Annotated in this window: 19 protein-coding genes and 2 pseudogenes; 6 read left to right on the forward strand and 15 right to left on the reverse strand. The window is 62.0% G+C overall.

The annotated features are described in order from the left end of the window. Positions 1–7 precede the first annotated feature (7 nt). The 9 genes from AB3X95_RS27220 to AB3X95_RS27260 form a co-directional block, all read right to left on the reverse strand. Positions 8–1,459, reverse strand: a complete 1,452-nt coding sequence (locus tag AB3X95_RS27220) for a DUF2252 domain-containing protein (protein ID WP_368623022.1) — start codon at positions 1,457–1,459, stop codon at positions 8–10. 53 nt (positions 1,460–1,512) lie between these two features. Further along, on the reverse strand, positions 1,513–3,264 hold the full coding sequence (locus tag AB3X95_RS27225; RefSeq protein WP_176123055.1) for a SulP family inorganic anion transporter: 1,752 nt from the start codon (positions 3,262–3,264) through the stop codon (positions 1,513–1,515). After that, the gene (locus tag AB3X95_RS27230) at positions 3,261–4,061 is read right to left on the reverse strand and encodes a TrkA family potassium uptake protein (RefSeq protein ID WP_176123056.1); all 801 of its coding nucleotides are present in this window, start codon (positions 4,059–4,061) and stop codon (positions 3,261–3,263) included. The genes AB3X95_RS27225 and AB3X95_RS27230 overlap by 4 nt, the downstream gene beginning before the upstream one ends. Before the next feature lie 60 nt (positions 4,062–4,121). Next, positions 4,122–5,675, reverse strand: coding sequence for a phospholipase D family protein (locus tag AB3X95_RS27235; RefSeq protein WP_368623023.1), 1,554 nt, complete (start codon positions 5,673–5,675; stop codon positions 4,122–4,124). Positions 5,676–5,736: 61 nt separating this feature from the next. Then, the gene (locus tag AB3X95_RS27240) at positions 5,737–6,669 is read right to left on the reverse strand and encodes a 3-hydroxyacyl-CoA dehydrogenase NAD-binding domain-containing protein (protein WP_176123058.1); all 933 of its coding nucleotides are present in this window, start codon (positions 6,667–6,669) and stop codon (positions 5,737–5,739) included. An 18-nt stretch (positions 6,670–6,687) separates the two neighbouring features. Continuing rightward, the gene (locus AB3X95_RS27245; RefSeq protein WP_176123059.1) at positions 6,688–7,890 is read right to left on the reverse strand and encodes an acyl-CoA dehydrogenase family protein; all 1,203 of its coding nucleotides are present in this window, start codon (positions 7,888–7,890) and stop codon (positions 6,688–6,690) included. A gap of 21 nt (positions 7,891–7,911) precedes the next feature. Then, complete coding sequence (locus tag AB3X95_RS27250; RefSeq protein ID WP_176123060.1) at positions 7,912–8,661, reverse strand: acetoacetate decarboxylase; 750 nt, start codon at positions 8,659–8,661, stop codon at positions 7,912–7,914. 45 nt (positions 8,662–8,706) lie between these two features. Then, on the reverse strand, positions 8,707–9,936 hold the full coding sequence (locus tag AB3X95_RS27255; protein ID WP_368623024.1) for a CaiB/BaiF CoA transferase family protein: 1,230 nt from the start codon (positions 9,934–9,936) through the stop codon (positions 8,707–8,709). Positions 9,937–10,027: 91 nt separating this feature from the next. Then, entirely contained in the window at positions 10,028–10,831 is an 804-nt protein-coding gene (locus tag AB3X95_RS27260) for an enoyl-CoA hydratase-related protein (protein WP_176123203.1), read from the reverse strand. A gap of 326 nt (positions 10,832–11,157) precedes the next feature. Between AB3X95_RS27260 and AB3X95_RS27265 the strand changes: the two genes are divergently transcribed. Both AB3X95_RS27265 and AB3X95_RS27270 read left to right on the forward strand, forming a co-directional pair. Continuing rightward, a complete protein-coding gene (locus AB3X95_RS27265; RefSeq protein WP_176123062.1) occupies positions 11,158–11,529 on the forward strand; it encodes a response regulator transcription factor in 372 nt (123 codons plus the stop codon). A gap of 129 nt (positions 11,530–11,658) precedes the next feature. Further along, positions 11,659–12,678, forward strand: a complete 1,020-nt coding sequence (locus AB3X95_RS27270) for an AraC family transcriptional regulator (protein WP_176123063.1) — start codon at positions 11,659–11,661, stop codon at positions 12,676–12,678. On the opposite strand, the gene AB3X95_RS27275 is transcribed toward AB3X95_RS27270, so the two are convergent. After that, entirely contained in the window at positions 12,672–13,379 is a 708-nt protein-coding gene (locus AB3X95_RS27275; RefSeq protein WP_176123204.1) for a response regulator transcription factor, read from the reverse strand. The genes AB3X95_RS27270 and AB3X95_RS27275 overlap by 7 nt on opposite strands. A gap of 433 nt (positions 13,380–13,812) precedes the next feature. Between AB3X95_RS27275 and AB3X95_RS27280 the strand changes: the two genes are divergently transcribed. The 3 genes from AB3X95_RS27280 to AB3X95_RS27290 all read left to right on the forward strand — a co-directional run bounded on the left by AB3X95_RS27280 (position 13,813) and on the right by AB3X95_RS27290 (position 17,741). Then, positions 13,813–14,757 (forward strand): LysR family transcriptional regulator, encoded by a 945-nt coding sequence (locus tag AB3X95_RS27280; protein WP_368623025.1) that lies wholly within the window; start codon positions 13,813–13,815, stop codon positions 14,755–14,757. A 324-nt stretch (positions 14,758–15,081) separates the two neighbouring features. After that, complete coding sequence (locus tag AB3X95_RS27285) at positions 15,082–17,409, forward strand: nitric-oxide reductase large subunit (RefSeq protein WP_368623026.1); 2,328 nt, start codon at positions 15,082–15,084, stop codon at positions 17,407–17,409. After that, positions 17,406–17,741: a hypothetical protein gene (locus tag AB3X95_RS27290; RefSeq protein WP_368623027.1), complete on the forward strand. Its 336-nt coding sequence runs from the start codon at positions 17,406–17,408 to the stop codon at positions 17,739–17,741. The genes AB3X95_RS27285 and AB3X95_RS27290 overlap by 4 nt, the downstream gene beginning before the upstream one ends. Positions 17,742–17,788: 47 nt before the next feature. Here AB3X95_RS27290 and AB3X95_RS27295 read toward each other — a convergent pair whose 3' ends face one another. From AB3X95_RS27295 to AB3X95_RS27315, 5 genes and pseudogenes are all read right to left on the reverse strand, one after another. Next, entirely contained in the window at positions 17,789–18,226 is a 438-nt protein-coding gene (locus AB3X95_RS27295; RefSeq protein WP_368623028.1) for a hypothetical protein, read from the reverse strand. Between the two features lie 161 nt (positions 18,227–18,387). Then, on the reverse strand, positions 18,388–19,149 hold the full coding sequence (locus AB3X95_RS27300; protein ID WP_368623029.1) for an OmpW family protein: 762 nt from the start codon (positions 19,147–19,149) through the stop codon (positions 18,388–18,390). Between the two features lie 59 nt (positions 19,150–19,208). Beyond that, positions 19,209–20,993 carry an acyl-CoA dehydrogenase C-terminal domain-containing protein gene (locus AB3X95_RS27305; RefSeq protein WP_368623030.1) on the reverse strand — a complete coding sequence of 595 codons (1,785 nt, stop codon included), beginning with the start codon at positions 20,991–20,993 and terminating at the stop codon, positions 19,209–19,211. A gap of 14 nt (positions 20,994–21,007) precedes the next feature. Next, a pseudogene (locus AB3X95_RS27310) lies at positions 21,008–21,429 on the reverse strand (electron transfer flavoprotein subunit alpha/FixB family protein); the annotation flags it as partial. A 38-nt stretch (positions 21,430–21,467) separates the two neighbouring features. Then, positions 21,468–21,695: pseudogene (locus AB3X95_RS27315) on the reverse strand (electron transfer flavoprotein subunit beta/FixA family protein); the annotation flags it as partial. Positions 21,696–22,024: 329 nt separating this feature from the next. Between AB3X95_RS27315 and AB3X95_RS27320 the strand changes: the two are divergent. Further along, positions 22,025–24,730, forward strand: a complete 2,706-nt coding sequence (locus AB3X95_RS27320; RefSeq protein ID WP_368623031.1) for a LuxR C-terminal-related transcriptional regulator — start codon at positions 22,025–22,027, stop codon at positions 24,728–24,730. Positions 24,731–24,732: the final 2 nt, after the last annotated feature.

Here is a 24,732-nt window from a genome sequence, read left to right on the forward strand (position 1 = left end):
CACTGAATCACGTCAGAACCTGAACACGACCGGCCTTGACTGCGGCCTTCAAGACCGACCAGTCCTTCTCATTCTGATCGGCATACGCGAGGGCGAACCGCTCGATGGCTTCGTCGAATTGCTCCGACTTGCCGAGATATCCGATGAGTAGCGCCGGATCGCCCGCTTTCGCCATCGAATGCGCCAGCGCGTGAGCACAGGAGGCCGCGTATTCGCTGAGGTCTTCGGCATCGAAGGTCGTGAAGTCGAAGGCGCCCTTCATGTCACGCAGTTGCCGCACGTAGAAGTCATTGCCCGTATGCTGCATCTTCGACCAGCCGAGAAAAATATCGCTGGCCGACTGCAGCAGGCGCTGCCCGTTCACGACGCGCTGGCCGTGATTAGGGAAGCGACTCGGCGGCAAATAGTCCTCCAGAACCGAAGCCCTCGCCTCCTTCAATTGCAGAAACAGCGGACACTCGCCATCGGCCATGAAAAGCGCCTCATAACAGCGCGTGCCCACCGATCCAATTCCCACGACGCGTATTGCTACATCCACCAGTTCATAGCGGTCGAACAGGGCGCGCCTGTCGTCCGGAAGCGTCAGCCGATAGTCGGCGAAGAAGTGCCGTACCAGCGCATCGTAGTGCTTCTGGTCGTGCGGGTTTTCCAGAGGAACGTGATACACGAGCGGCGGCACATCCTTGATGCGCAGCTTGCCGTTAACCAACTCGGTCGAATGATTCATCACGGAGCGCGACGACTGCAGCCGGGCCATGTCGATGACGGCCCGTTCCTTTTTTCGTTCCCGCTCCGAATCGGCCATGGCCAGCATGCTGCCGGTCCCGAACTGGCCGTACCAGACGTCGAGCGTGTCCATGCGGCTGAACCCGGCCATCCGGTGCCGGAACGTTTCGCACAACCGGCGCACGACGCTGCGCTGGTCGCGAGTGGCGAATCCGCGCTCACGCGCTGCGATCACGAACGAGGCCGCTAGCCGGCGCACATCCCAGTCGAAGGGGCCCGGCAACGTTTCGTCGAAGTCATTTGGCCCAAACAGAATGCGACGCTCCGGGCTCGCGAACAGTCCGAAATTGGCCAGATGTGCATCGCCGCCGAGCTGCACGTTCACGTTGGAGTGCGGCAGCCTCGACAGGTCGAACGCCATCAGCGGCGCCGCGCCGCGATAGAACGCGAATGGATTCTGCACCATACGCCCGTAGCGGATCGGAATCAGCTCCGTCACCCGGCCTGCGTTGGACGCTTCGAGTAGCGCGAGCGGATCACGATCTTCGATCCTGCAGTCGGCGAGCCTGTCACGCGAGACCGCCTTGCGCGCCGCCTTGCCACGCTCCATTCTCATGGTCAGCGTGCCGCGGCCCGCAAACATCGTGGAAGGATCGCCTGGTACCGCCATGGTCTTCCGATCGATGCGTTCCTTGGCGGGCCCAGGATGATTCGCAGCAACGGTATTGAGCATGTGCCACCTTCCTTTCAATTCAGCGTCAAGGCCGCCTCGTCAGATTGCCTGCCTCATGCTGGTTTGCTGCCCGAAGCAGCCGCGGATCCCGCTTCGGATGTCGATGGCGTGGGCGCCAGATCGCGCAGCGTGTCGACTGCAGCGTCGACCGTCGCAAAGATCTCGCGATGCGCGCCGCGCGCACGCAGTGCCTGATACCGTTCGATCTGGTGTCGCACGCCCGTCGCAAGCGCGACGGCGGCAATGCCGACACCGCGCTTGTCGAGTTCCGAGCCCAGTTGGACCAAGGTCTTGCCCGCCGTGTAGTCGATGTTGTAGATCTCGGTCGCGTCGACCACGATCCAGCGCAAGGGTGGGCTCGCTTCGGTCACGACTTTGAGCACTTCCTCAGTGAAGCGGCCGGCGTTCGCGTAGAACAGATCGGCCTCGAACCGGTAAACAACGATGCCGGGTGCCGCGAGCAGATTGGGTGCCACATGATGCGCGAGCCACCGGTCCGCGGGGCCGCGCGTCAGCACACGCGTGCGCAGCCGGTAGCTATGCCGCGCATGCGCGATCAGCGAAAGTACGACGGCAGCCAGAATGCCGTGCATCACATCGACGAACACCACGACGCCCGCCGTCAGCAACGCCACGACGAACTCGTCCTTCTGCATGCGGTACAGCTCGGCCATCCCCTTAACGTCGATCAGTTTCACACCGATCATGAAGACGATGGCCGACAGTACCGCGGCAGGCAGAAAACCAAGCGGCTTCGTGAGAAACAGCAACACCAGAAGGACGATTGCTGCCGTCGTAAGATGAGCGACCTGCGTGCGGCCGCCCGCTTCGTCCACCATCTCCGTCTTGGTCGGGCTCCCATTGACGACGAACGTGCCCGTGAACGCCGCCGCAGCGTTCGCAGCGGCGAGGCCGATGATGTCGGCATTGTCGTCGCCCTTCTCGTTGTAGCGGTTGGCATACGCGCGCGCGGTTGCGGCGCTCTGCGCGATGATGACGATGAAACACGATGCGGCCGTGGCGAGCACCTGATTGATCGCGTTCGTATGCATCGGCGGCAGGAACAACGAAGGCAAGCCGCCCGGCACGTCACCCGTAACCGCAATGCCGTGCGAGGAAAAACCGAACATCGCGCTCGCCACGATAGAGCCGATCACGGCGATCAGCGCGCCTGGGGCGCGCGGCGCGAAGCGTTTGCACCCGACTATCACGGCGAGCACTGCAATGGCCAACGCCGCCGTCGGTGTGTTCGTCTCAGCGATGCGCTGAAACACGGACACGACTTGCATGATCGGCCCATGCCCCGCTTTCGGGAGCCCGAGCAGTCCGGCGAACTCGCCCGCCGCGACCTGCACGCCGACGCCTGTCAGAAAGCCGATCAGCGCACTTCGGGCAAGGAAGTCGGCGAGAAATCCCAGCCGGAACACGCGCGCAATCACGAGCATTACCGCTACCATCAGCGCAACGGTGCTGGTCAGGCCGACATATTCCTTGCTGCCCACCGCGGCGACGGCGGTCAACATACCGGCAAGGATGGCCGCCGTGGCGGAGTCCGCAGCCACCACCAGTTGGCGCGATGCCCCGAAGAAGGCGAATGCGACCAGAGGCAGCAGGATCGTGTAGAGGCCGGTGACCGTCGGCGTGCCGGCAATCTTCGTGTACCCCATCACTTCGGGAATGCCGAGCGCCGCCAGCGTGATTCCGGCAACGACGTCGTGCGGCAGCTGTGCGGCGTTGATCGGTAAAAGGCCCTGCAAAAAAGGCATGCGATGCAGGAGAGGTTCCATCGAAGCAGCAGGTTTCATGTTGTCGCCTCCACTCGGTTTGTGAGTTTGTCGACCAGGGCATCCGCGATGATCACATCGCCGATGATCACGTTGGATGCGCCCGCGTTCTCGAACAGCCCTTTTCTCAATGGATTTTCACCGGGGACGGCAATCGGGAGTGCGGGATTCAGCGTATGCGCGAGCAAGGTGATTGCCAGATTGTTGTTGCTGTCGGGTGTCGTGACGACGAGCGCGCTGGCGCTATCAAGCCGTGCATCCTTGAGCACGTCGTCGAACGCGTCGGGCGAGCCGAGCACGACCATATGGTCATGATCTGCCGCACGTTCGGCCTGCCCCTCATCACCGACGAGGACGAGGACCAACTGCCCCGCATCACGCAATCGATCGGCGACCAGCATGCCGAGGGAATGGAATCCAACCACGACGACGTGATTGGCGAGCTGTTCGAGCTTGCGTTCCATGATCCTGTTCTCCCGATAGGCCATCACATCGTCGCCAGACAACATGCCGGTCAGCTTCGACACCGCGAATCCGCCGACCACCAGCGTCGCGAACATTGCCAGCAGCATGAAAACCTTTTGACGTTCGTTCAACTCGGCGAAGTCGCCGATCGTCGTGACGAGATTGACCCCATCCCAAAGCGCGGTGAACAGCCTGTTGAGAAAAGAGTCATTCGAACGGTCGAGCACGATCAGCCCGGTGGTGGTGCCGCCCAGAAGCAGCAGGAGCAGCCCGAGGGTATGTCGCGCACGGCGGCGCCATTCCCGAACGCGGATACGCCCAAGACGCGGCTCATCGACACGGTAAATCCACATGGTTACCTCGTACGGCCAAACACCGGTTGTCGCCACTCGGCGAGCAGCGCGCCATTGCGCTCATAACTGCGACTCGATCGGCAGCAGGCCCATGAACCAGACGCTCGTACGCCGCCCAACAGAGACGTCCGGCTCCGAGTCCAATTCCGTTACAGCGCCGTTTTCGGTGGTATCGATCCAGACGATCCGATTCGAGCCGTTCGCGTCGGCACGGAGCTCCACTCGCCAGGCAATCTGGTCCAGGTGCGGCTCGACGTCGTCGACCACCTGACCGGCAATTGCCGGGCTATTGCAAAGCACACCGATTTCCGTGTTGAGATGGCTCGAGCGAGGATCGAGATTCATCGAGCCGATGAAAACGCTTTGCCGGTCGAACACGTACGTTTTTGCATGCAACGAGGCCCTTGAGGAACCGAAGAACTTCCGTTGTGATTTGACACCGGCCGAGCCGACCGGCTTCAGCTCATAGAGGTGTACCCCGGCCTCGAGGAGCGCTTCGCGGTAGTGCTCATATCCGGCATTGACGGCAACGACGTCGGTTGCCGCCAGCGAATTGGTCAGCACCGTGACGCGTACCCCGTGCGCGGTCAGGTCGCTTATCCAGGCGACCCCTTCCTTGCCCGGCACGAAGTAAGGCGAGATGATGAGCATCTGCTGTGCGGGTTTCAGGTTCAGGGCCTTGAACCGCGTCATCAAGTGGCCTTGCGTGTCAGTCGGGTCGCGGGTGATCTTGGATGGATCGTCGTACAGAAGCGTGGCTTCTCCCCAGGCAAATTCGGTGTCGCCCGGTTCGAAGACCGTGGCCAGCCGTTCCCTCGCCTGCGCGACATACGCAGAGTCATGCTCCGATTTGATGTAGTCATCCAGTTTCGCGCGGTAGGCGGGCAGCGCAGACGATTCCGCCGGATGCCCTGCCAGTTGCTCGATCGAATAACTCGCTTCGGAATTCCAGAACTGGTCGAAGGCCTCCGAGACTTTCCGGACGACGGGACCGTGCACCAGCACATCCAGATCCCCGAAGGCCACCACGTTCGAGGCACCGAAGTATTCGTCGCCGATATTGCGCCCGCCAAGAATCGCGGCTTCGTTGTCCGCGACCATTGCTTTGTTATGCATGCGCCGGTCCAGCCGCGAAAATTCGAGAGCAGTAGCAAGCGACTTGAAGTTCCGGCTCGCGACCGGATTGAACAGCCTGATCTTCACATTCGGATGCGAGTTGAGCGCGAGCAGCACCTGGTCGTCCGCGTTGGTGCCCAGGTCGTCGAGGAGGACACGAACGCGGACGCCCCGGTCCGCTGCCTCAAGTAACGCCGCCGCGAGTTCTCGGCCGACCAGATCGTCGTGCCAGATGTAATACTGCAGATCGAGCGAACGGTCGGCTTTTTCGGCGAGCGCGATGCGGGCCACGATCGCATCGGTAGGATCCGGCAGCAGATGAAACGCCGTCTCGCCCGGATGCTTCTGCTCTTCGGGCGCGACTAGCGCGCCGAGCCGCGTAGTTTGCGTGCCTTGGAGCGCAAAAGTCTGCGGCCGGTTCGTCTGGGGAGGCAAACCAGCGCACGCGGCCAGCATGAAGACGAGCACGCTTGCAATGAGACGCTGCAGGTTTTTCATGTTCGCACCTCGCTCGAACATCGAAGCGGGATCACATCTGGCTTTCGGGCGCGAAAAGGCACTACTCCTTATTCCGCAGCCGAAGCAGCCCCATTAGTACCTCGTCGCGATACGTTGCGAGCTCCCGCAGCGAGCGCGACTGGACTTCCTCGCGGACACCCTTGATGATGCTCGCCCGCACATCCGGCGTGAGTTCCGGGGTTCCGAGCACGTGCCACCAGGCAGTCAGTGGACCGGTGAACTGATCGAAGAAGTGCTCGATGCCGCCCGGCCCGCCGCCGAGATGATAGAGAAGACTGGGCCCCATGATCCCCCAACGCAGACCCGGGCCCCACGAAACCGCGGCGTCCGCATCGCCGACACTGACGACCCCCTCCGCAATCAGGTGAACCACCTCGCGAAACAGGGCGGCCTGAAGCCGATTGGCGACGTGGCCCGGAACCTCCTTGCGCAAGCGGATCGTCCGCTTACCGAGGCCGCGATAGAACCCGCTGACGCGTTCGATGGTCTCTTCGGAGGTCTTCGCGCCGCCCACGATCTCGACCAGCGGTATCAGGTGCGGCGGGTTGAACGGGTGACCGATCACGCACCGTTCGGGATGATTGGGGCAGGCGGATTGAATCTCGCTCATCGTCAGGCCCGACGAACTCGATGCGATGATCGCCTCGGGCGCCAGTGCTTCGTCGAGACGACGGTAGAGGTCCTTCTTGAAGGCGATACGCTCGGGTCCGTTTTCCTGGACCAGATCGCTCCCAGCTATGGCTTCTTCGAAGTTGTCCGTGAACTGAAGCTTCGAAGGCGATGCGCCGGGCGCGAGCCCCAGTTGCTCCAGCGTCGGCCACGCAGCAGCGATGAACTCGTCGAGCTTCTGCTTTGCATCGGGGGCGATGTCGGTCGCGACCACATCCAGACCTTTGGCGAGAAATAGCGCCGCCCAGCTCGCGCCGATGACCCCAGTTCCGATGATCGTCACGCGCTCGATTGTCTTGCTCATGGTACGGACTCCGTGACGTTAGACGAACGCGCTGAACCCGCTGACCGCCTTGCCGACGATCAGTGAATTCATCTCGCGCGTCCCCTCATAGGAATAGAGCGCTTCCGAGTCGGCCATGAAGCGCGCGACGCTATAGTCGAGGACGATGCCGTTGCCGCCCAGTACCTCGCGCGCCCAGCCGACCGTCTCGCGCATGCGGACCGTGCAGAACGCCTTGGCGAGCGAGGCGTGCTCGTCCTTGAGCTTGCCCTGGTCCTGGAGTTGCGCGAGGCGTACGACCATGCACTGCGAGGCGGTGATATTGCCGAGCATCTTTGCGAGCAGATCCTGGACCAACTGAAACGACGCGATCGGTTTGCCGAACTGCTCGCGCGTCTGCGCATACTTGAGCGCGTGCTCATAGGCGCCCATGCTGCAGCCCACCGCCTCCCAGGCCACATACTGGCGCGTCAGGCGCAGCACGCGCGCCGTGTCGCGGAAGGTCGAACCGCCCTGCAAGCGGTTTTCCTCAGGCACGCGGCAGTTCTCCATCGTGATGACGCCGTTCTGCACGACCCGCAACGCGACCTTGCGCTCGATCTTCGCGACCGAAAATCCCGGCGTCGTTCTGTTTTCGACGATGAATCCCTTCACCTGATCGTCGTCGACGTCGCGGGCCCAGATGATGGACAGATCGCACCACGGCGCATTGCCGATCCAGCGTTTCTGGCCGTTGAGTACCCAGGTATCACCTTCACGCTTCGCGGTGGTGAGGAGCCCGCCACCGGCGCCCGAGCCGACGAGGGGTTCGGTCAGCCCGAAGCAGCCGACCTTTTCGAGGCGAACCATAGGCGGCAGCCACTTCTGCTTCTGCTCTTCCGAACCGCCGAGGTAGATCGAGCCCATCGCGAGGCCGCTTTGCACACCGAAGAACGTCGCGATCGAAGCGTCGACGCGCGCAAGCTCCATGGCGATGAAGCCGCCGAGCAGAACGCTGCCGCCGGGGCAACCATACCCATTGAAGCCGATGCCGACGATGTTCAGATCGCGAAGGCCCGGTATCAGATCGAACGGAAACTTGTCTTCCGCCCAGTACTGGTTGATGACGGGCGCCACGGTCCGTTCCATAAAACTGCGCACTCTTGCGAGGAGTGCCTGCTCGTCTTCGCTCAAGACCTGGTGGATCATGTAGAAGTCGCTATCGGGGGCCGGCAGCGCGCGGGGAGGCTTTGTCTCTGGCATGGTGTGTCTCGCACAGGTGAATCAGGACGGTGTATGGGCAAGGTAGTCGTAGACCACTTCTGCCCTGCCTAGCGACAGGTCGGTCAGCAGATGCACGGCTGAGAGGATTTCTAGCACCGGGAGCTTCGCGACCGGTGCGAAGCAGTGCGGATGCAGTTCCAGCGACGCCGGACCTGTCCACGCCCCTTTGACAGTCAGGTCCTCGATGTAGTACCTGACGATTTCGCACACGCGCGCCGTGCAGTCCACGTGCGGCAGGATTTTCAGCAGATAGCCCGGCGCCTCGAGGGTTTTCCTGACCGAAGCGAGATCGAGCGGCTTGTACTTATAGGCCATCGTCGCCGTGGCCACGCGCACGCCGTTGTAGTCGAGCGTGCCGACCAGAGCGTCGTTGCGCACCTCCAGCTTCGGTTGCGCCAGCACCTTCGGAAAGCCCAGCAGTTCTCGACCGGAGGCGATGCCGGCCTCGCTGTCGAGAAACATCGCATGCGTGAAGCCGCCGGCAACGCCATTGAGCGTAACGGGTATCACCTGGCCGGATTCGGTGTAGGAGCCAAGCCCGCTCGAATCGGGCATGTTGATGAACTCGTACTTGACGATCGGCTCGACAGGCCTGAGCGGAGCCGGAACCACTCGCGCAAGCGCTTCTGGATCGGTGCGATACGTGATGATCACGAACTCGCGATCGACGAACCGGTACGGCACCTTCGGATAGGCGGGGCTCGTCAGTGGCATCGCGTAGGCTGATGCGCGCACTTCGTCTTCAGTCATGGAACGCTCCATAGTTGCCGTGCGGGGTGGAAGGCGTGGCCTCGCTCACGACGCGCCCTTGAATCGTGCGACCGCGCCCGCATCGTTCAGCCGTGTGATATCGGCTTCGCCGAATCCCAGTTCCTGCAGGATCTGCGCACCGTGTTCACCGAGTTGCGGGGCCGCCGTGGGCTTCACTTTCGGCGAGCCGAACACCTGAAACGGGCTGCTGACGGTGCGGGCTTCCTTCCCGCCGGGCTGCGCGATCGGTACGACGATCCCGTTGGCCGGCAATTGCGGGTCGTCGATGATTTCTCTCGCGACCTGAACGACACCGAAGATCACGCGGCCGGCATCGAGCAAGTGCTTCCAGTACGCGAGCGGCCGGCTCGCGAACATCGGGTCGAGAATCTCGACCAGTTGTGCGGAATTGGCGATGCGGTTCTCGTCGAGGAAGCGCGGGTCCTCCAGCAGGTCGGGCTTGCCGATCGCCTTGCAGAAGCCCGGCCAGTCCTTGCGCTGCGCCGCAACGAGCAGAATCCAGCGCTTGTCGGCGGTCTGGTAAGGATTGAGCAGCGCATTGGGCGGCGACTTGCGGTCGTGCTGTGCGAAGAAGTGGCCGCCGTTCAGCCCGCCTTCGACCCACGCGCCCGCGGCCCAGATGCCGTTGGCGATCAGCGAGGTCGAGACATGGCTGCCCTTGCCGGTCGTGGCACGCACGTAGAGCGCGGTCACGATCGCCGCATAGAGCGTCGTGGCCGTTGCGTGGTCGCCAATGCCCGGGATCGGCAGCGTCGGCGGACTGCCGGCGTCATGCGTGACTTCCATCAAGCCGGAGCGCGCCCAGTATGCGGTGACATCGAATCCGGGCGTGTCGGCCTCCGGGCCTTCGGAGCCATACCCCGTGACGTCGGCGTAGATGAGCTTGTCGTTGAGCGTCGCAAAGTTCTCATAGGTGCAACCGAGCGACGCCTTGACGCGCGGCGGAAAGTTCACGACGACCACGTCGGCCCAGCGCACGAGGCGATGCAGCACTTCTTTGGCGTCGGGCTTCTTCAGATCGATCGCAATGCCGCGCTTGTTGCGGTTCGTCAGTTGCCATGCATAGTTGACGTCACTCGTCGGGTTCGGCGGCATCGCCGAAAAGTAGCGGTAGACGTCCCCGGTGCCCGGCGGCTCGACCTTGATCACGTCGGCGCCGAAGTCGGCAAGGATCGTCGTCGCAGCAGGGCCCGCAATGTAGCTCGCAAGGTCGAGCACCTTCAAACCGGAGAAGATGTGATTGCCGACGTTCATCGAGTCACCTCCATAATTTTGATCTGCCCCGCTTCCCATAGCTTGCGCGCGCGGCGCAGCCGATCGCGAAGGGAGTGGCGAGAGCCGCGTTTTATCGACCTGTGAACTTCGGAGGCCGTTTTTCCAGGAAGGCTTTCGTGCCTTCCGCCTTGTCGTCAGTGGAGGCACAAACCCCAAACAAGGCCGCTTCGAGCGCAAGCCCCTCAGAGAGCGAGCCATCGAGACCGCGATTGACGGCCGCGATCGCATGGCGCACCGAAAGCGGCGCATTCGCGTTGATCCTCGCGAGGATCTCTTGCGCGCGGTCGATCAATTTCGATGGCTCGACGATTTCGCTCACGAGCCCGATGCGCAGTGCTTCTTCTGCCGGAATCATTTCGCCAGTGAGGATGAGTTGCAGGGCAACGCTCTTGCCGACCACGCGAGGAAGGCGCTGCGTTCCGCCGAAGCCGGGAATGAGACCGAGCTTGATCTCGGGCTGTCCGAATCTCGCGGTCGGGGTTGCGAGCCGGATCGTGCACGCCAACGCCGTTTCACATCCGCCGCCGAGCGCGAGACCATTGACTGCCGCGATGACAGGCTTACCCAGGTTATCGACGAGATCGAGCAAGGCCTGCCCGGCGCGTGCTGCATGCACGGCCTCGACAGGCGTTGCGGTGGTCAGTTCGCCGATGTCCGCTCCCGCAATGAATGCACGATCGCCTGCACCGGTCACGATAACCCCGCCAATACGCGCATCGTCCCGCGCGCATTCGAATGCCGCTTTCAATTCACGAATGGCTTTCTGGTTCAGCGCATTGAGGACCTCGGGGCGATTCAGCGTGATGACAGCGGCAGCGTTGCGCTGTTCATAGACAATCGTTTCGAACGATTGTTGTGCAAGTGTCTGTTCCATGAGTCTGTGGATTCCACACGAATTGTTCAACTCGTGGACAATTTCACCACCACCGCGATTGCCGGTCACTCACTATCTACGCACTAATCCGCCCGATTTTCCCGTACCGTAATCAAGTCGACGATGGGAGAATCGAACGGAATGCAGTTCAGCGGGCGAAGTCTCGATGGCATGCACCAGCGCTGCCCATACGAAGTGCCAGGCGCGTCATACTTTGGTGTAAGCCGATCACAACAACGAACAATCTTCATTGCTTGGCTCGCAGCCTGGTACTGATGCACGATTGCGTAGCGCTCACTGAGCAAAGCTAGTTGAGGGATCGCTGCATGCGTGCGCCCCAGGTCGTTTCCATCGTCGATGACAATGAGCCTTTCCGCTCGGCGACTGCGCGCCTCGTGCAAGCATTCGGGTGGATCGTGCGGGCATTCGATTCCGCGGAGCAATTCCTGCATTCGGAGGACGTTCACAACACGGCATTCCTCATCTCGGACATCAAGATGCCGGGTATGTCCGGGTTGGCGATGTATAGCCGCCTTCTCGAACTGGGACTCGCGCCTCCCGTCGTTTTCATCACCGCGGGTCCAACTGCCTCTCTGCGCGCCGAAGTTCTCGCGACCGGCGCGTTTGCCTTGCTCGAAAAGCCGATGGACCCCGACGAGCTGGAGCGGTGGCTGAACCATGCTTTACGTCAGCCTTAGCCTTTCCTCGCGATCCTGTAGTAAGGATTTCGCTACAACGCCGCAATCCGGTACCTCGTCGAGGCTAGCGCCTATACTTCTTGTGGCGGCGTGGCAGCCCTTTTCCCACCCAACCCAGGGGATTCGCTCATGAACGGCAGTGGAATTGCAGAGGTCGCGCGGTGGTCGACCCGTGACCTGCCTGCCCCCCAACGCCTTGACGTCTGGGCGGATGTGCTGACCTCGGCAATGATCCCCCTGTATGTCCGGACAAGCAATCCACGCGAGTTCGAAGCGAACATGACTGTGGTGGCCTGTGGTCCGCTGACGGTCGTGCGGCAGTCGGGCACTCCGCACACCTGCGGCCGGGGACGCAGCGAACTGGCGCGCAGCGGCAAGCGCCAGTATCACTTGATGATGAGCCTGAATAACACCTATCACGTCTCGCATCGCAACGATCTGTGCCTCGCGCCCGGCGACCTCGTACTCGTCGATTCGGACCTCAATTGCGGCATTGATCTCGTGCGCTGGTACGAATTTCTCAACATCGGCGTTCCCGTTGAGTGGCTCAAACGTTGGATTCCCGACGTTGGCTCTCTTGTTGGTCGGCGCATTCCGGGTAATTCCAACTGGGGCGCCGCCCTTGCCGCCTACCTGGTCCAACTGTTGCCTGATGCGGTTGCGAACGCGCCTATCCCGCACAGCGTGCTCGCCGATCAGGTGGGCGCCCTGCTCGCGCTCATCGCCCATGAGATGAGCGGTCAAGAGCCCCACAGCAAGCCTGCCGAGCGATCGTTGCGGGATCGCGTGAGCGACTGCCTCGCCCAGCGCTGCCACGAGCATGGTCTGACCGCCGAAGCTGTTGCCGACTCGCTCGGCATCTCGGTGCGCACACTACATCGAGCGCTGGCGGGATGCCAGCAGACCTTCGCCGATCAGTTGCTCGACGCGAGGATGATCTGTGCGCTGCGGATGCTCGAATCGAAGATTTTCTCGCGGATGACGGTGGGTGAAATTGGACGCCGCGCTGGCTTTGCGGATGCGTCGCACTTCACCCGCGTGATGCGCAGAAGAATGGGTGTTACGCCGCAGCAATTGCGTATGCACAGAGGCACTGATTCGAGCGACACAGCGGCTCGAAATGCCGCTGAAAGCGATGAAGATCAATAGCTTTCCTGCGCGTCCCACGCCACCCATGCAGGCTTGCCTTTTGGCGTCTCTATGCCAAGCGCTGCACTCATTCTGACGAGATCCGCGACCGAGCGCGCGGCCATTTTTCTCATGACCTGAGCTCGATGAATTTTGACGGTGATTTCGCTGAGCTCCAACTGGCTGGCGATTTCCTTGTTCATCAGTCCATCCACGACGAACAGCATCACCTGCTGCTCCCGAGGCTTCAATGAATCGTAGCAAGCGCGTAGCGCGGCTAGCGCCCGTTGGGACGCGAGCCGTTCGTTATCGCAAGCCAACGCATCGGTGACCGCGTCCAGCATGTCCTGGTCGCGGAAAGGCTTAGGGAGAAAGTCCACTGCGCCGGCTTTCATCGCCTTCACCGACATCGCGACGTCGCCATACCCGGTCATGAAGATGATTGGCATCCGAATACCGCTCTTCACGAGTTCATCCTGGAATGCGAGCCCAGTCTCACCGTGCAACCTGACGTCCAGAATCAGGCAACTCGGTACGTCCTCCTTATGGAATGCCGAAAATTCGCGGCAGGACGGGAACGCCTGAGCGGGCAGCCCGATTGAATGCAACAGGTCAACGAGCGCAACGCGCATCGCTTCGTCGTCGTCGATCACGTATACCATCGAGATCAGACCTTCGGCAGGGTTCATGTTCGTAACAGCCGAAACCGGCTCAGCACGCATCTCGTTTTCCCGCACCGGCAGCAACTGTGATACGGCCCAACGCAGACCCGGCGCGCTCAAGACAGTCACTGCTCCCGCGCCCCGTATTGGCAAATGCGACGGCCCCATACTGTGAGAATATTCCTGTCCCCACGGCCTGGATGGTCTGAGCGTGCCATTCATGTCCGAAAATCCGGTCTGCACGCGCCACGGCAAAGGGCGTTTCGTCTCGCTTGCCGGGAAGCCGCTACCGAGCAGCGAAACTTCGTTCCGTAAGGTTATACGAACGTATGATTCACCTGGCCTATCACGTGATCCCCACATCCGATCCAACATTTGTCACCGGAACGCCTCTACGTTACCTTTTATCCGGCACGAATCGATATGGATGGCTCGAACCTTCGACAGGGTTTTCATCGAGGTTTGGACTGAAGTCCGGAGCGGAGAAACTATTATGGATCTGTTGAAGAGCATGCGAATTTTTGAGCGTGTGGCCGATGGCGCAAGCTATACGTTGGCGGCTCGGGAGTTGAACATGAGTACCGGTTCAGTCTCGCGGCTCATTTTCGATCTCGAACAGCATCTAGCCACACGACTCTTGCATCGCACGACGCGGCGGATTGCCTTGACGCCCGCCGGCGAGCGCTATCTGGCGCGTTGCCACTCCATTCTCGAAGCGCTGGACGAGGCAGAGGCTGAAGCCAAATCGATTCACATCAGTCCCACAGGCTGCCTTAGGGTTCACGCCTCCCAATCACTTGCGCAACACTACCTGGTACCTGCAGTGAGATCCTATCGGGAGAGGCATCCGTCCGTGCAAGTTGGGCTGACCCTATCGGACTCTCCGGTCAACCTTCTTGCCAGTGAATTCGACATGGCGGTCGTGGCGACCGGCGTGCTGCGCGATTCGTCGCTCATCGGCACGCGCCTCGGCAGGTCCTACAGTGTGATGTGCGCGTCGCCAAACTATCTCGACGTGCATCCCATGATCAACCGGCTCGCCGACCTTTCGAACCATAGTCTCGTTTGTCTCGCCCCCACGTGGTCGGACAGTGTCGAATTGACGTCGCAAGGGTCAAACGGCTGCGAAACGGTCTCTATCCAACCCGGGCTGTGCATCAGTTCCCAGTCTTCGCTTGCCAATGCCCTCGAACTTGGGATGGGAGTGGGCTTACTGCCGCTACATGCAGCCGTTGATGCGTTCCGCGATGGACGCCTCGTGCACATCCTGCCTGCCTGCCAGTTTGAACATGTTGACATCTACGCACTCTTTGCGTCGAAGATGTTTCTCGACGCAAAGGTGAGAACGTGGGTTGAACATCTGAAAGGCAGTTTTGCTGAATCCAGCAAGAACGATCAACTGGTTCTTTACCACACGAGTGATTTGCAGGTGGCGTGAGCCTGCCGCATACAGTCGGTGCGGCACGGCGATAGCGCCTACCGCGGCTTGCGCTTCATCGAGAGGCCGCGTCTGGTATGGCCGTCTCGCCCCTGCCAGAGACCCAGTTGTGATGATCGCGTCGACGGTCAGTTCGACCATTCTCGAGGTGTCGGACCGTCACCTGAATTTGTAGTCCTTATCACTTTTTGAAATTTAAACCGATCACACTGCAGATCTATCCAATCCGCCACTTGGCAGCCGCAAACGACTGATACTCGGAATCGCAAACGAGTATTTGATCGCCGAAGACTGTGCACGGGCATTTCGCGAAGGAATGGAACCATGAATGCAAAACCGCTCACCGCGGGCAATTGTTGTCCGCAAGATCGCACGAGCCGGGTCCTGATCTGGGTTTTCATCGTGGTCACCGCGCTCTGCTGGGTGGGAATGATCCTGGCAACGCGCGCCACCTATCAGCAGGCAGCGCCACTGCCACTGCAGATGGTCGCGCCCAACCGCGCACCGGTGATGAGCTACGCCGACATCGTCGCGGGCAAGTCGGGATTTCAGCAAGCGGATCTGATGGATTTCGGCAGCCTGTATGGCATGGGCTCCTACTTTGGCGAAGATTTCACCGCCAAGTACCTCGTCGAGCTGGCGAAGGAGGTGCGAAACAATCTGGCGTTATCTCGCTACGGCAAGTCGTTTGACACCGCGACGGCCGATCAGCAGGCAAGCGTCACGCGTACCATGCAGGCACAACTTCAGGGCATCGATCTGAGTCAGCAGCACGTTGTGCTTCCGGACAGCGTGGCTCAGGCGATTCAGGCGCTGCGACCACGCATCAGCGCAGCGCTGCTCAACGACAACTTTGCACAAGGCTATACAGGGGCACGTTCGCTCGACGCATCCACCGCCACGCAAACCGCGAGTTTCATCCTGTATTCGTCGCTCACGACCGTCGCACGCCGGCCCGGCAAGGACTACTCATGGACCATCAACTGGCCGCCCGAGCCCCTGGTCGGTAACTCGCCCACCGCTGCCACGTTCCAGTGGACGTGGATTTCGTTCACGATGATATTTTTCGCGATCGGCGCGATCCTGATGATCTTTCGCCTCTGGATCGAGCCCAAGGCCGGGACCGAAACCTTCGAGCCGGTGCTGCGAGGCTTCAGGGAACCCACGCCCAGCCAGCGTGCGCTCTGGAAGTATTTCCTGGTGGTGGCCGGTGTCCTGCTGGTACAGATCCTCGCGGGTTCGATCATGGCGCACTACTACACCGATCGCACCAGCTTTTACGGCATCGAAGTGGACAAGTGGCTGCCGTTTGCCGCCTTGCGCAGCGTGCACCTGCAGGCGCCGATCGTGTGGATCGGCGTGAGCTGGATCGCCGGGGGCCTCTTCCTCGCACCCTTGATCGGCAAGCGTGAACCTGCCGGGCAGCGTGCGTTGGTGAACCTCATTTTCTGGGTACTGGTAGTCATCGTGGCTGGGGCGCTGATCGGCGACTATCTCGGTGTGATGGGCGTCATCCGTGCACGCTGGTTCTGGTTCGGCAATCAGGGACTGTCGTATCTCGAACTGGGCCGCTTCTGGCAAGTTCTCTTCTTTGCTGGTCTCGCCGTCTGGTGTCTGGTATTGCTCCGTGCATTCTGGCCCACCCTCAAGGCCCTGTTCAGGCAAAGCGGCGGAACGCTCTACGGCCTGTTCCGCATCGAGCATCTTCTCTGGGCCGCCACGCTGAGCGTCACGGTGCTCTATGTATTCGGCATGATTCCGTTCGGCTCGCCCAACCCGTCTTTCTCGATCACCGACTTCTGGCGCTGGTGGGTCGTGCACCTCTGGGTCGAGCTTGCCTTCGAGTTGTTCGCAGCAGCGGTGACCGGCTACTTCCTCATGGCGCTGGAGCTGGTGTCGCGGCAGATGGTTGAGCGCGCAGTGCTGTTCGAATGGATCCTCATTATGGTCGGCGGGGTGCTCGGCACTGGCCATCATATGTACTGGGCAGGCGAACCGAGCCTGTGGGTGAGTTTCGGCAGCATGTTCTCGTTCCTCGAGGTCTTGCCGCTGTTCCTGCTGGTGCTGGAAGCCATCGAGCAGCAGCGTCACATCCAGCACGAAAAGGATTTCCCGTATCGACTTGCCTATCTCTACATTCTCGGCTCTGCATTCTGGAACTTCGTGGGCGCCGGGGTGTTCGGCGGCGGCACGCTCAATGCACCGCTGGTCAACTATTACGAGCATGGCACCTTCCTCACGCTGAACCACGCGCATACGTCGATGTTCGGCGCCTTCGGGTTGCTCGCCATTGGTCTGATCTACATGGTCCTGCGCTATTTGAACGGCCATCGCGCGTGGAGCGACCGCTGCGGCGTATGGGCATTCTGGCTCTACAACGCCGGCCTCGTAATGTGGATCGCGTTGAACTTTTACCCGGTTGGCTGGCCGCAACTGCTGGCGGTTTACACGCACGGCTATGCGTATGCGCGAAGCCTCGAGTTCTACAGCACCACCACCTTCTGGCAGTGGATGCGCATGCCGGGTGACATCGTGTTCGCCGTGGGTGCCCTGATGATGGCCTGGGACTTTATTGTCAAGATTCTCGCGCAGCGCGCAGCGGCCATTGCCGAGGCACCGTCTGCGACGGTCGCATCCGAGCAGTCGCTGTGAGCAGCCTTGACCTGTCGGGCATCGCCCGGAGCGGATCGCAAAATCCGCTCATTTGCTCGTCGCTCGCCGCCTGTGTCCTATCACTGGCGGCCTGCACGAGCACTTCGGATGTCGCCGCCACCGACAAGCCGAATGTGTTTACCGTCACCGCCAGTACGCGGGGCGCTCGACTGTCGTGGGTCAGCGCATATCGAAAGGCCGTCAGCAGCGCCAGTGACTACTGCACCAAACGCGGCATGCAGGTCGGCACCCGGTTGGATTTCATACGCAGCGGGCGCGAACTGGAACAACAAGGAACGGAGTTGACCTTCGAGTGTCACCCGCCATTCTGACCGGCCGGCGGGAATGATTCAGGGGGTTTGACGTGTTCGGGGCAGGGCTATTTGTCACAAATGACCGCGGTCATGACGAGCGGCATGACTTCCCTTACCGTCGCCGGGCCACCCGTTTCGCGAATGCGTTCGCTGACCGCCTCTTTCCCTGCCATGACGACGACACCATAGACGCGATGGGGCGTTTCACCTTCGCTGATTTTCTGGGTGAACATGTCGTCGTTCGGGGAAAAGCCGAAGACGGTCCGCACCTTGAATCCGAGTGCCGTCAAGTTCTGATTCGGCCTGAGCCGGTACGCGTTGACCGAGTTGGCCGACACTTTCATGGGTACAGGATCGATCTCCTTTTCATCGACCAATTGCTCGATGAACGTGTGGGGACCGAGATGGCAATCGAGGCTGGCGCCGATCTCCTGTGCATAAATCGCATTCGAGACGAACGCTGCGCCGAGGGCGAAGCATCGAGGCAAATGAGAGACTTTCACGAGCATCTTCTCCTTGAACAATCGGCTCGCCGGCTCGACCCGCAATAGAAGCTTAAGCGCAAAGCGGTCCGCAACTCAATTGCACAATGGTGTTAGCCGCTTATCCATGTCGATGGAAGAGGCGCGAGCGCCGGCCCGAACGAGTCGCGCATCCAGTCTGATCAAAATCGGTATCCCACCCCCACGAACGTAATCCATGGATTCGCCGTGATTCGCGTCTTGTTCGTGAGCGCAGGCTGTCCATTGGCGGCATAGGCCGTCACTTTCGCATTCGTCTTGAGCGGCAAATAGGTGACCGACGCAGTGGCGTACCAGTTCTTGCTGAAATTGTACGAGGCGCCCGCATTGAACGCTGGATTCCAGGAGGGACTCAAGGAACTCTCGACATGGCTGCCCGGCCCGGCGAACTGCTGCAATGTGCCGCTAAAAGTCGAATTGAGCTCGGTATGTGAATACCATGTGTAATTCACGCCCACGCCCGCAAACGGCCGGAATTTCGACTGCGCATCCCCAAGGTAATACTTCACGAAGAGGATCGGCGGCCATGATCGCGTGGTGGCGAGCGGCTGCAGGTTGCCCAGGTTGAGCCCCGGACCGCTCGGCCCGACTGGCGTCACCCTGCCCTGCGCATAGAGCTTGAGCTTGGGCGGTATGCCGCTCGCCAGATCGAGCGCGATGTGGTCCGTGACGAAATACGTCATCGAGAGTTCGGCGGTGAACGTATTGTGGATCTGCCCGCCCGTGCCCGGCGAAGTATATGTGCCGAACGCTGTGATACTTGTCATGGGTGTCGCCGACGATTGCCCGAAGTCGAGCCACGCCCCGCCCACGCTGGTGATGAGGCTGCCCGCACTCTGGGCCATCGCGCTACTGCATATCGCCCCGGGTATCAGGGCGATACATACGAATTTCTTCACTTTCATTTTGACATGGATTCCGAATTGAATTAAACGGAAGTTTCTGAAAATTCCGTGCAACTGCTTTACAGCTGTTCGATGACGACCGCGCCCGATGTACCGGCTTTGATCGCCTCCAGCAACGCAGACGCTTTGGGCAGGATCTTTTCCGCGTAGAACCGTGCGGTGGCGAGCTTCGCTTGATAGAACTCCGGATCTTCCTGCGCCGCCAGCTTCTGCGACGCCACTGCCGCCGCGCGCGCCATCTGCCAGCCGCCGCACACGTAGCCCACGAGCATCAGATAATCCGCCGAACTGCCGAGTGCTTCGTCGGCGTCTTTGGCGAACGCGCCCAGCATCCAGGCGGTAGCGTCTTCGAGTGCGTGCACAGCCGCAGCGAAACGCGTGCGAATCGATACGACTTGCGCATCGGCGTTGCGCTCCAGTGCGGGCAACACCTCGCGCATCTGCGCAATCAGCGCTACCATCGCCGCGCCGCGATCGGCCGCCAGCTTGCGGCCGGCCAGATCGGCCGCCTGAATGCCGGTCGTGCCTTCGTAGATCGTCGCGATGCGCGCGTCGCGCAGGAACTGGCAAGCGCCCGTTTCTTCGATGTAGCCCATGCCGCCATGCACCTGCACTCCCATCGACGCGATCTCGACACCCAGTTCGGTACACCAGCCCTTGAGCACCGGGATCAGCAGATCGATGCGAGCCTGGTGACGCGCGCGCTCGTCGCCGTCGGGATGCCGGTGCGCACGATCCATGTCGCTTGCCATCACGTAGGCAAAGGCCCGCATCGCTTCGACCTGCGCCTTCATCGTCATCAGCATGCGGCGCACGTCCGGGTGATGCACGATCGCCACCGCGTTGGGCGACTTGCCGCTCGCGAGGCGCCCCTGCACGCGTTCCTTCGCGTATTCGCGGGCCTGCTGCCAGGCGCGCTCCGCCATCGCGAGGCCCTGGATACCCACCTTCTGGCGCGCTTCGTTCATCATCGTGAACATGTGCGCCAGTCCCTTGTTCTCCTGGCCGACCAGGTAACCGATCGCGCCGCCGTTTTCGCCGAAGCTCATCACGCAAGTCGGGCTCGCATGAATGCCGAGCTTGTGCTCAAGAGAGATGCAGCGCACGTCGTTGTTGGCGCCGGGCGTGCCGTCGTCGTTCAGCAGGAACTTGGGTACGAGGAAGAGCGAGATGCCGCGCACGCCTTCGGGCGCGTCAGGAAGGCGCGCGAGCACGAGGTGGATCACGTTGCCGGTCATGTCGTGATCGCCCCACGTGATGAAGATCTTCTGGCCATGGATACGATAGTGCTTCCCCTCAGGCACGGCTTTCGTGCGCACCGCCGCGAGGTCCGAGCCGGCTTGCGGCTCCGTCAAGTTCATCGTGCCGGTCCATTCGCCGCTCACGAGGTTCGGCAAATAGCGCTCCTTCAGCGCTTGCGAGCCGTGCAGGCGGATCGCTTCCGTTGCGCCCGCCGTGAGCATCGGGCACAGCGCGAATGACATGTTCGATGAATTCCACATCTCCACCGCGGCTGCATGTATCAGTTCTGGCAAGCCCTGTCCGCCGAAATCCGGGTCTCCGGCGAGGCCGCACCAGCCGCCCGAAACGTACTGCTCATAGGCACGCGCGAATCCGTCGGCAGCAGCCACACCATGCCCGGTCAGGCGCGCACCCTGCGCGTCGCCCGGCTTGTTGAGGGGATCGAGCACTTCGGTCGCAAACTTCGCCGCCTCGTCGAGCACGGCATCGGCGAGCTCCGGCGAGACGTCATCGAAACCGGGCAATTCCGCGATCGCCTCGAGGCCAGCCAGTTCGTTCATCACAAAGCGCATGTCGCGCAGGGGGGCAATATAGGTCGTCATGGTCGGCTCCTTCGTCAGCCTTGCTGCAGTTTGTCCAGTTCGCGCGAGAGTTCGGGCAGCACCTCGAAAAGGTCGCCGACGATCCAGTAATCGCAGACCTGGAAGATCGGCGCTTCCTCATCCTTGTTGATCGCAACGATCACCTTCGAGTCCTTCATGCCGGCCAGATGCTGGATCGCACCGAAATGCCCACCGCGACGTAGAGTTGCGGCGCGATCACCTTGCCGGTCTGCCCCACCTGATAGTCGTTGGGCACGAACCCCGCGTCGACCGCCGCACGCGAAGCGCCCACCGCTGCGCCAAGCTTGCCGGCGATATCTTCGAGCAGTGCAAAGTTCTCTCCGGACGCCATCCCGCGTCCGCCTGAAACCACGCGTCGCGCAGCGGTCAGCTCCGGCCGCTCGGAGCGTGTCAGTTGCTGGCTCACGAAACGGGCACCGGGCATTTCAGGCGCCGGCTCCAGCGGTTCGACTGCAGCGCCGTGCGCAGCGTTTCCTGGCAGCCCTGCACGCCGCAGGACACCGCAATCACTTCCGTCGCGGCGCCGGCATCTTTCAGGCGAACGGCCTCCTCCACGCTGATCTCGTCGAAGGGGTTCATCGAGAACTTCACGTTTGCGACATCCGCACCGCTGCCGTCGGATTTCACGCGCACTCTTCCGTTTGCATCGACGACGCGCTTGACTGGTACAAGTACTTTCATTGCCTGCTCCGCTCCTTTAGATCGTGCCAATCGTTTGGATAACGAACTGTTCTCCGTGCTTCACACGCTGGGGCCTTGTGCGCTGCAACGTAATTCGTCGCGCTCAACCGCACCCGCTTCGTAGCAGTTGGGCTATCATTTTTCCGTCCGCTTCATTAGATGCCATGGTCTCTCAGGCTGACGCGGTGCAATATCCCCCATACAGGGGTGACCCATCGAAAAAAAGGGGACGCAGCTGGGGCGAACCCGCTGACACGGAGCAGCCCATGCACGTGACCGAAGCGTCAGGAGCGGTGACTGGAGGGGCATTCGCGGCCAGACCTCCACTTTTGCTCGCGACGAAGATTTTTCCGCCCCGGCTGCCCGCGGGCCTGATCGACCGTCCGCGTCTGGTCTGCCTCGCCGGGGAGGCCGAGAACAAACGTCTCACCGTCATCAAGGCCCCGGCGGGCTTCGGCAAGACCTCGCTTGCGCTGACCTGGCTCGAGCGCTTGCGCAGGGAGGGTGTTCTGGTGGCGTGGCTGTCGCTCGACAGCGAAGACGACGAGCCCGCGCGCTTCCTCTATCACCTCGCGCAGGCCCTGCAGCAGGCGTGCGACAACGTCGGCGCGTCGGCCATCGGGCTCACGACAGCGGCGTCGCTGGTGCCCGCGCAGGCGATCGTCTCGACGCTCATCAACGAGCTCGTCGAGGTCGCCGACGAGGTCTGCATCTTCCTTGACGACTTCCATTTGATCAGCCTGCCGGCCATCCACGACGCGGTGTCGTTTCTGGTCGAAAACGCGCCGTCGCACGTCCACGTGGTGATCTGCACCCGCACCGACCCGCCGCTGCCGCTCGGTCGCCTGCGAGCCCGCAACAGCCTGCTGGAGCTCGACGCCTCCACGTTGCGCTTCGACTTCGACGAAACGCGAAGCTTTGTCGAGCACGAATGCCCGGGCAAGCTGCATGCATCCAGCATCAAGTCGCTCTTTACCCGCACCGAGGGATGGGCCGCCGCATTGCGCATTTCCGCGTCGGTGCTGGCGCGCGCCGCTCATAAGCCGTATGCGGAGGTCGCGCCGGCCTCGGGCGCATCGCGCCCGTTTGCGGCCTATCTGGAGGACATGGTCAAGCGCCTGCCGGGCGGCATGGTCGAGTTCATGCTGCGCACCTCGATACTCGAGCGGCTGAGCGCGCCGCTGTGCGAGGCGCTCACCGGCGTCAGGACGAGCCAGGCCATGCTGGAGTCGGTCGCCGCGCGCCAGTTGCTGCTCGAACCGCTCGATCTCGACGGCAGCTGGTTCCGCTTCCATCATCTGATGGGCGAATACCTGCACCGTCGCCTACAAACGCAGCACCGCGACGAGGTCGCCGACCTGCATCGCCGCGCCTGCCAGTGGTACGCGCAGGAGGCGCAATGGACCGACGCGGTCAGGCATGCCATCGCCGCGGGAGATACGGAAGAGGCGGTCTCGCTGATCGGCCGCTGCGCCATGGCGCTGGTGACGAAAGGCGACCTGCTCACGCTGCTCGGCTGGCAGCGGCAGTTCCCGGCGCACCTGATGCGCTCGCAGATCAAGGTCACGCTCGCCATCGCCTGGGGCATGGCGCTTGCCATGCGCTTCGGCGAAGCGCTCGCCATGCTCGACACGATCGAGAAAGACGCCGATGCGTCGGGCGCTGATGCATCGACCGATTCCGAGCCAGTTCATTGGGAATGCCAGGCAATCCGCTCCGTCGTAGCCGCCCTTCAGGACGACGCGCACGCCTGCCTCGCGCTTGCGCAAACCTGCCTCGAACGGCCATCGACCGATATCTGGACCACCAACGTGGTCTCCAACGTCGTGCGCTTCGCGCACTGGAAAACGGGCAATCTGGAAGCGCTCTACGCGGTGCCATGGGTTCCGTATTCGATCGAGGAAGATTCGCGCAACGTGTTCGCGTCGGTCTACCGGCTCACGCTGCTGGGCCACGTGGAGATGCAGCAACTGCACTTCCCGCTGGCCGAGCGCTATTTTCAGGGAGCCATGCGGCTCGCGGAGCAGCATGCCGGCCCAAAGTCCATCGCCGTCGCACAGGTCGCGCCGATGATCGGGCAGCTGCGCTACGAGCAAGGCCGGCTGGACGAAGCCGAGGCGCTGGTGAGCGACCTGATGCCCGTGATCGACGCGGCCGTGCTGCTCGACAGCGCCCTGATGGCCTACCGGATGCTGATCCGCACCGCCGGGGCGCGTTCGGAAACCGTGCAGGCCTATGCGTTGATCGATCGGGCGCAGGCATTGGCCTACGCGCGCAAATGGGACCGCCTGAGCGCCGGCGCCCTCGTCGAACGCACGCGGCTCAACCTCGCCGAAGGCCGCATCGTGGAAGCCGCGGCCAGCGTGGCGCAGCTCGACCGGCTTGCGGATGCGGCCAGCGCTGCCGCAACGTCCGCGGCTCCCGAGATCGCCACCTACCGTGGGCTCGCGCGCGCGTATCTCGCGATGGAACAGGGCCGCACGCAGGACGCCGCCGACACATTGACGGCCTCTCTGCAAGCCATCGAGTGCCGGCACGGCTGCTATCTCGCGCTGCGCCTGCGCACGGTGCTCGCGCTCGTCTGGATGGCGGCAGGCGAGCGCGCGCGGGCCGTCGAGACCTTCCGCCAAGTCTTGAAGGCCGCGGCGCCCGCGGGGCTCTACCAGTCCATCGTCGATCAGGGGCCGCAGATCGTGCCGTTGCTCCAGGCCGTGCGCGACGCGCTGCGCGGCGAGGCGCAAGCGAAGGCGCTGCTGGCCTACGTCGATCGTCTGCTGGACGGCAGCCGCGCACTGTACCAGCCAGGCGACACGCGCGCGCGCAATGCGGAGCGCGAGGCGCTCAGTGCACGCGAGCGCGACATCATCGGGCTGATTGCGCACGGCCAGTCGAACAAGGAAATCGCGCGCACGCTCGGCATCGCGCCGGAGACCGTCAAATCGCACGTGAAGAGCATCTTCGTGAAGCTCTCGGTGGACAAGCGCGCGCAGGCGGTGGCGCGGGCGCAATCGTTGGGGTTGGTCGGGAGCGTCTGAAT

Origin of the sequence: Paraburkholderia sp. BR13444, from assembly GCF_040948755.1 — a bacterium.
Lineage (GTDB): Bacteria > Pseudomonadota > Gammaproteobacteria > Burkholderiales > Burkholderiaceae > Paraburkholderia > Paraburkholderia youngii.

What these genes read in the sequence shown, in the direction of transcription:
- AB3X95_RS27250 (WP_176123060.1), bottom strand. Translation starts at nt 8,661, where the DNA reads ATGACTGAAGACGAAGTGCGCGCATCAGCCTACGCGATGCCACTGACG.
- AB3X95_RS27220 (WP_368623022.1), bottom strand. Translation starts at nt 1,459, where the DNA reads ATGCTCAATACCGTTGCTGCGAATCATCCTGGGCCCGCCAAGGAACGC.
- AB3X95_RS27265 (WP_176123062.1), top strand. Translation starts at nt 11,158, where the DNA reads ATGCGTGCGCCCCAGGTCGTTTCCATCGTCGATGACAATGAGCCTTTC.
- AB3X95_RS27280 (WP_368623025.1), top strand. Translation starts at nt 13,813, where the DNA reads ATGGATCTGTTGAAGAGCATGCGAATTTTTGAGCGTGTGGCCGATGGC.
- AB3X95_RS27230 (WP_176123056.1), bottom strand. Translation starts at nt 4,061, where the DNA reads ATGTGGATTTACCGTGTCGATGAGCCGCGTCTTGGGCGTATCCGCGTT.
- AB3X95_RS27285 (WP_368623026.1), top strand. Translation starts at nt 15,082, where the DNA reads ATGAATGCAAAACCGCTCACCGCGGGCAATTGTTGTCCGCAAGATCGC.
- AB3X95_RS27275 (WP_176123204.1), bottom strand. Translation starts at nt 13,379, where the DNA reads ATGCGTGCTGAGCCGGTTTCGGCTGTTACGAACATGAACCCTGCCGAA.
- AB3X95_RS27305 (WP_368623030.1), bottom strand. Translation starts at nt 20,993, where the DNA reads ATGACGACCTATATTGCCCCCCTGCGCGACATGCGCTTTGTGATGAAC.
- AB3X95_RS27255 (WP_368623024.1), bottom strand. Translation starts at nt 9,936, where the DNA reads ATGAACGTCGGCAATCACATCTTCTCCGGTTTGAAGGTGCTCGACCTT.
- AB3X95_RS27260 (WP_176123203.1), bottom strand. Translation starts at nt 10,831, where the DNA reads ATGGAACAGACACTTGCACAACAATCGTTCGAAACGATTGTCTATGAA.
- AB3X95_RS27225 (WP_176123055.1), bottom strand. Translation starts at nt 3,264, where the DNA reads ATGAAACCTGCTGCTTCGATGGAACCTCTCCTGCATCGCATGCCTTTT.
- AB3X95_RS27245 (WP_176123059.1), bottom strand. Translation starts at nt 7,890, where the DNA reads ATGCCAGAGACAAAGCCTCCCCGCGCGCTGCCGGCCCCCGATAGCGAC.
- AB3X95_RS27270 (WP_176123063.1), top strand. Translation starts at nt 11,659, where the DNA reads ATGAACGGCAGTGGAATTGCAGAGGTCGCGCGGTGGTCGACCCGTGAC.
- AB3X95_RS27300 (WP_368623029.1), bottom strand. Translation starts at nt 19,149, where the DNA reads ATGAAAGTGAAGAAATTCGTATGTATCGCCCTGATACCCGGGGCGATA.
- AB3X95_RS27240 (WP_176123058.1), bottom strand. Translation starts at nt 6,669, where the DNA reads ATGAGCAAGACAATCGAGCGCGTGACGATCATCGGAACTGGGGTCATC.
- AB3X95_RS27235 (WP_368623023.1), bottom strand. Translation starts at nt 5,675, where the DNA reads ATGAAAAACCTGCAGCGTCTCATTGCAAGCGTGCTCGTCTTCATGCTG.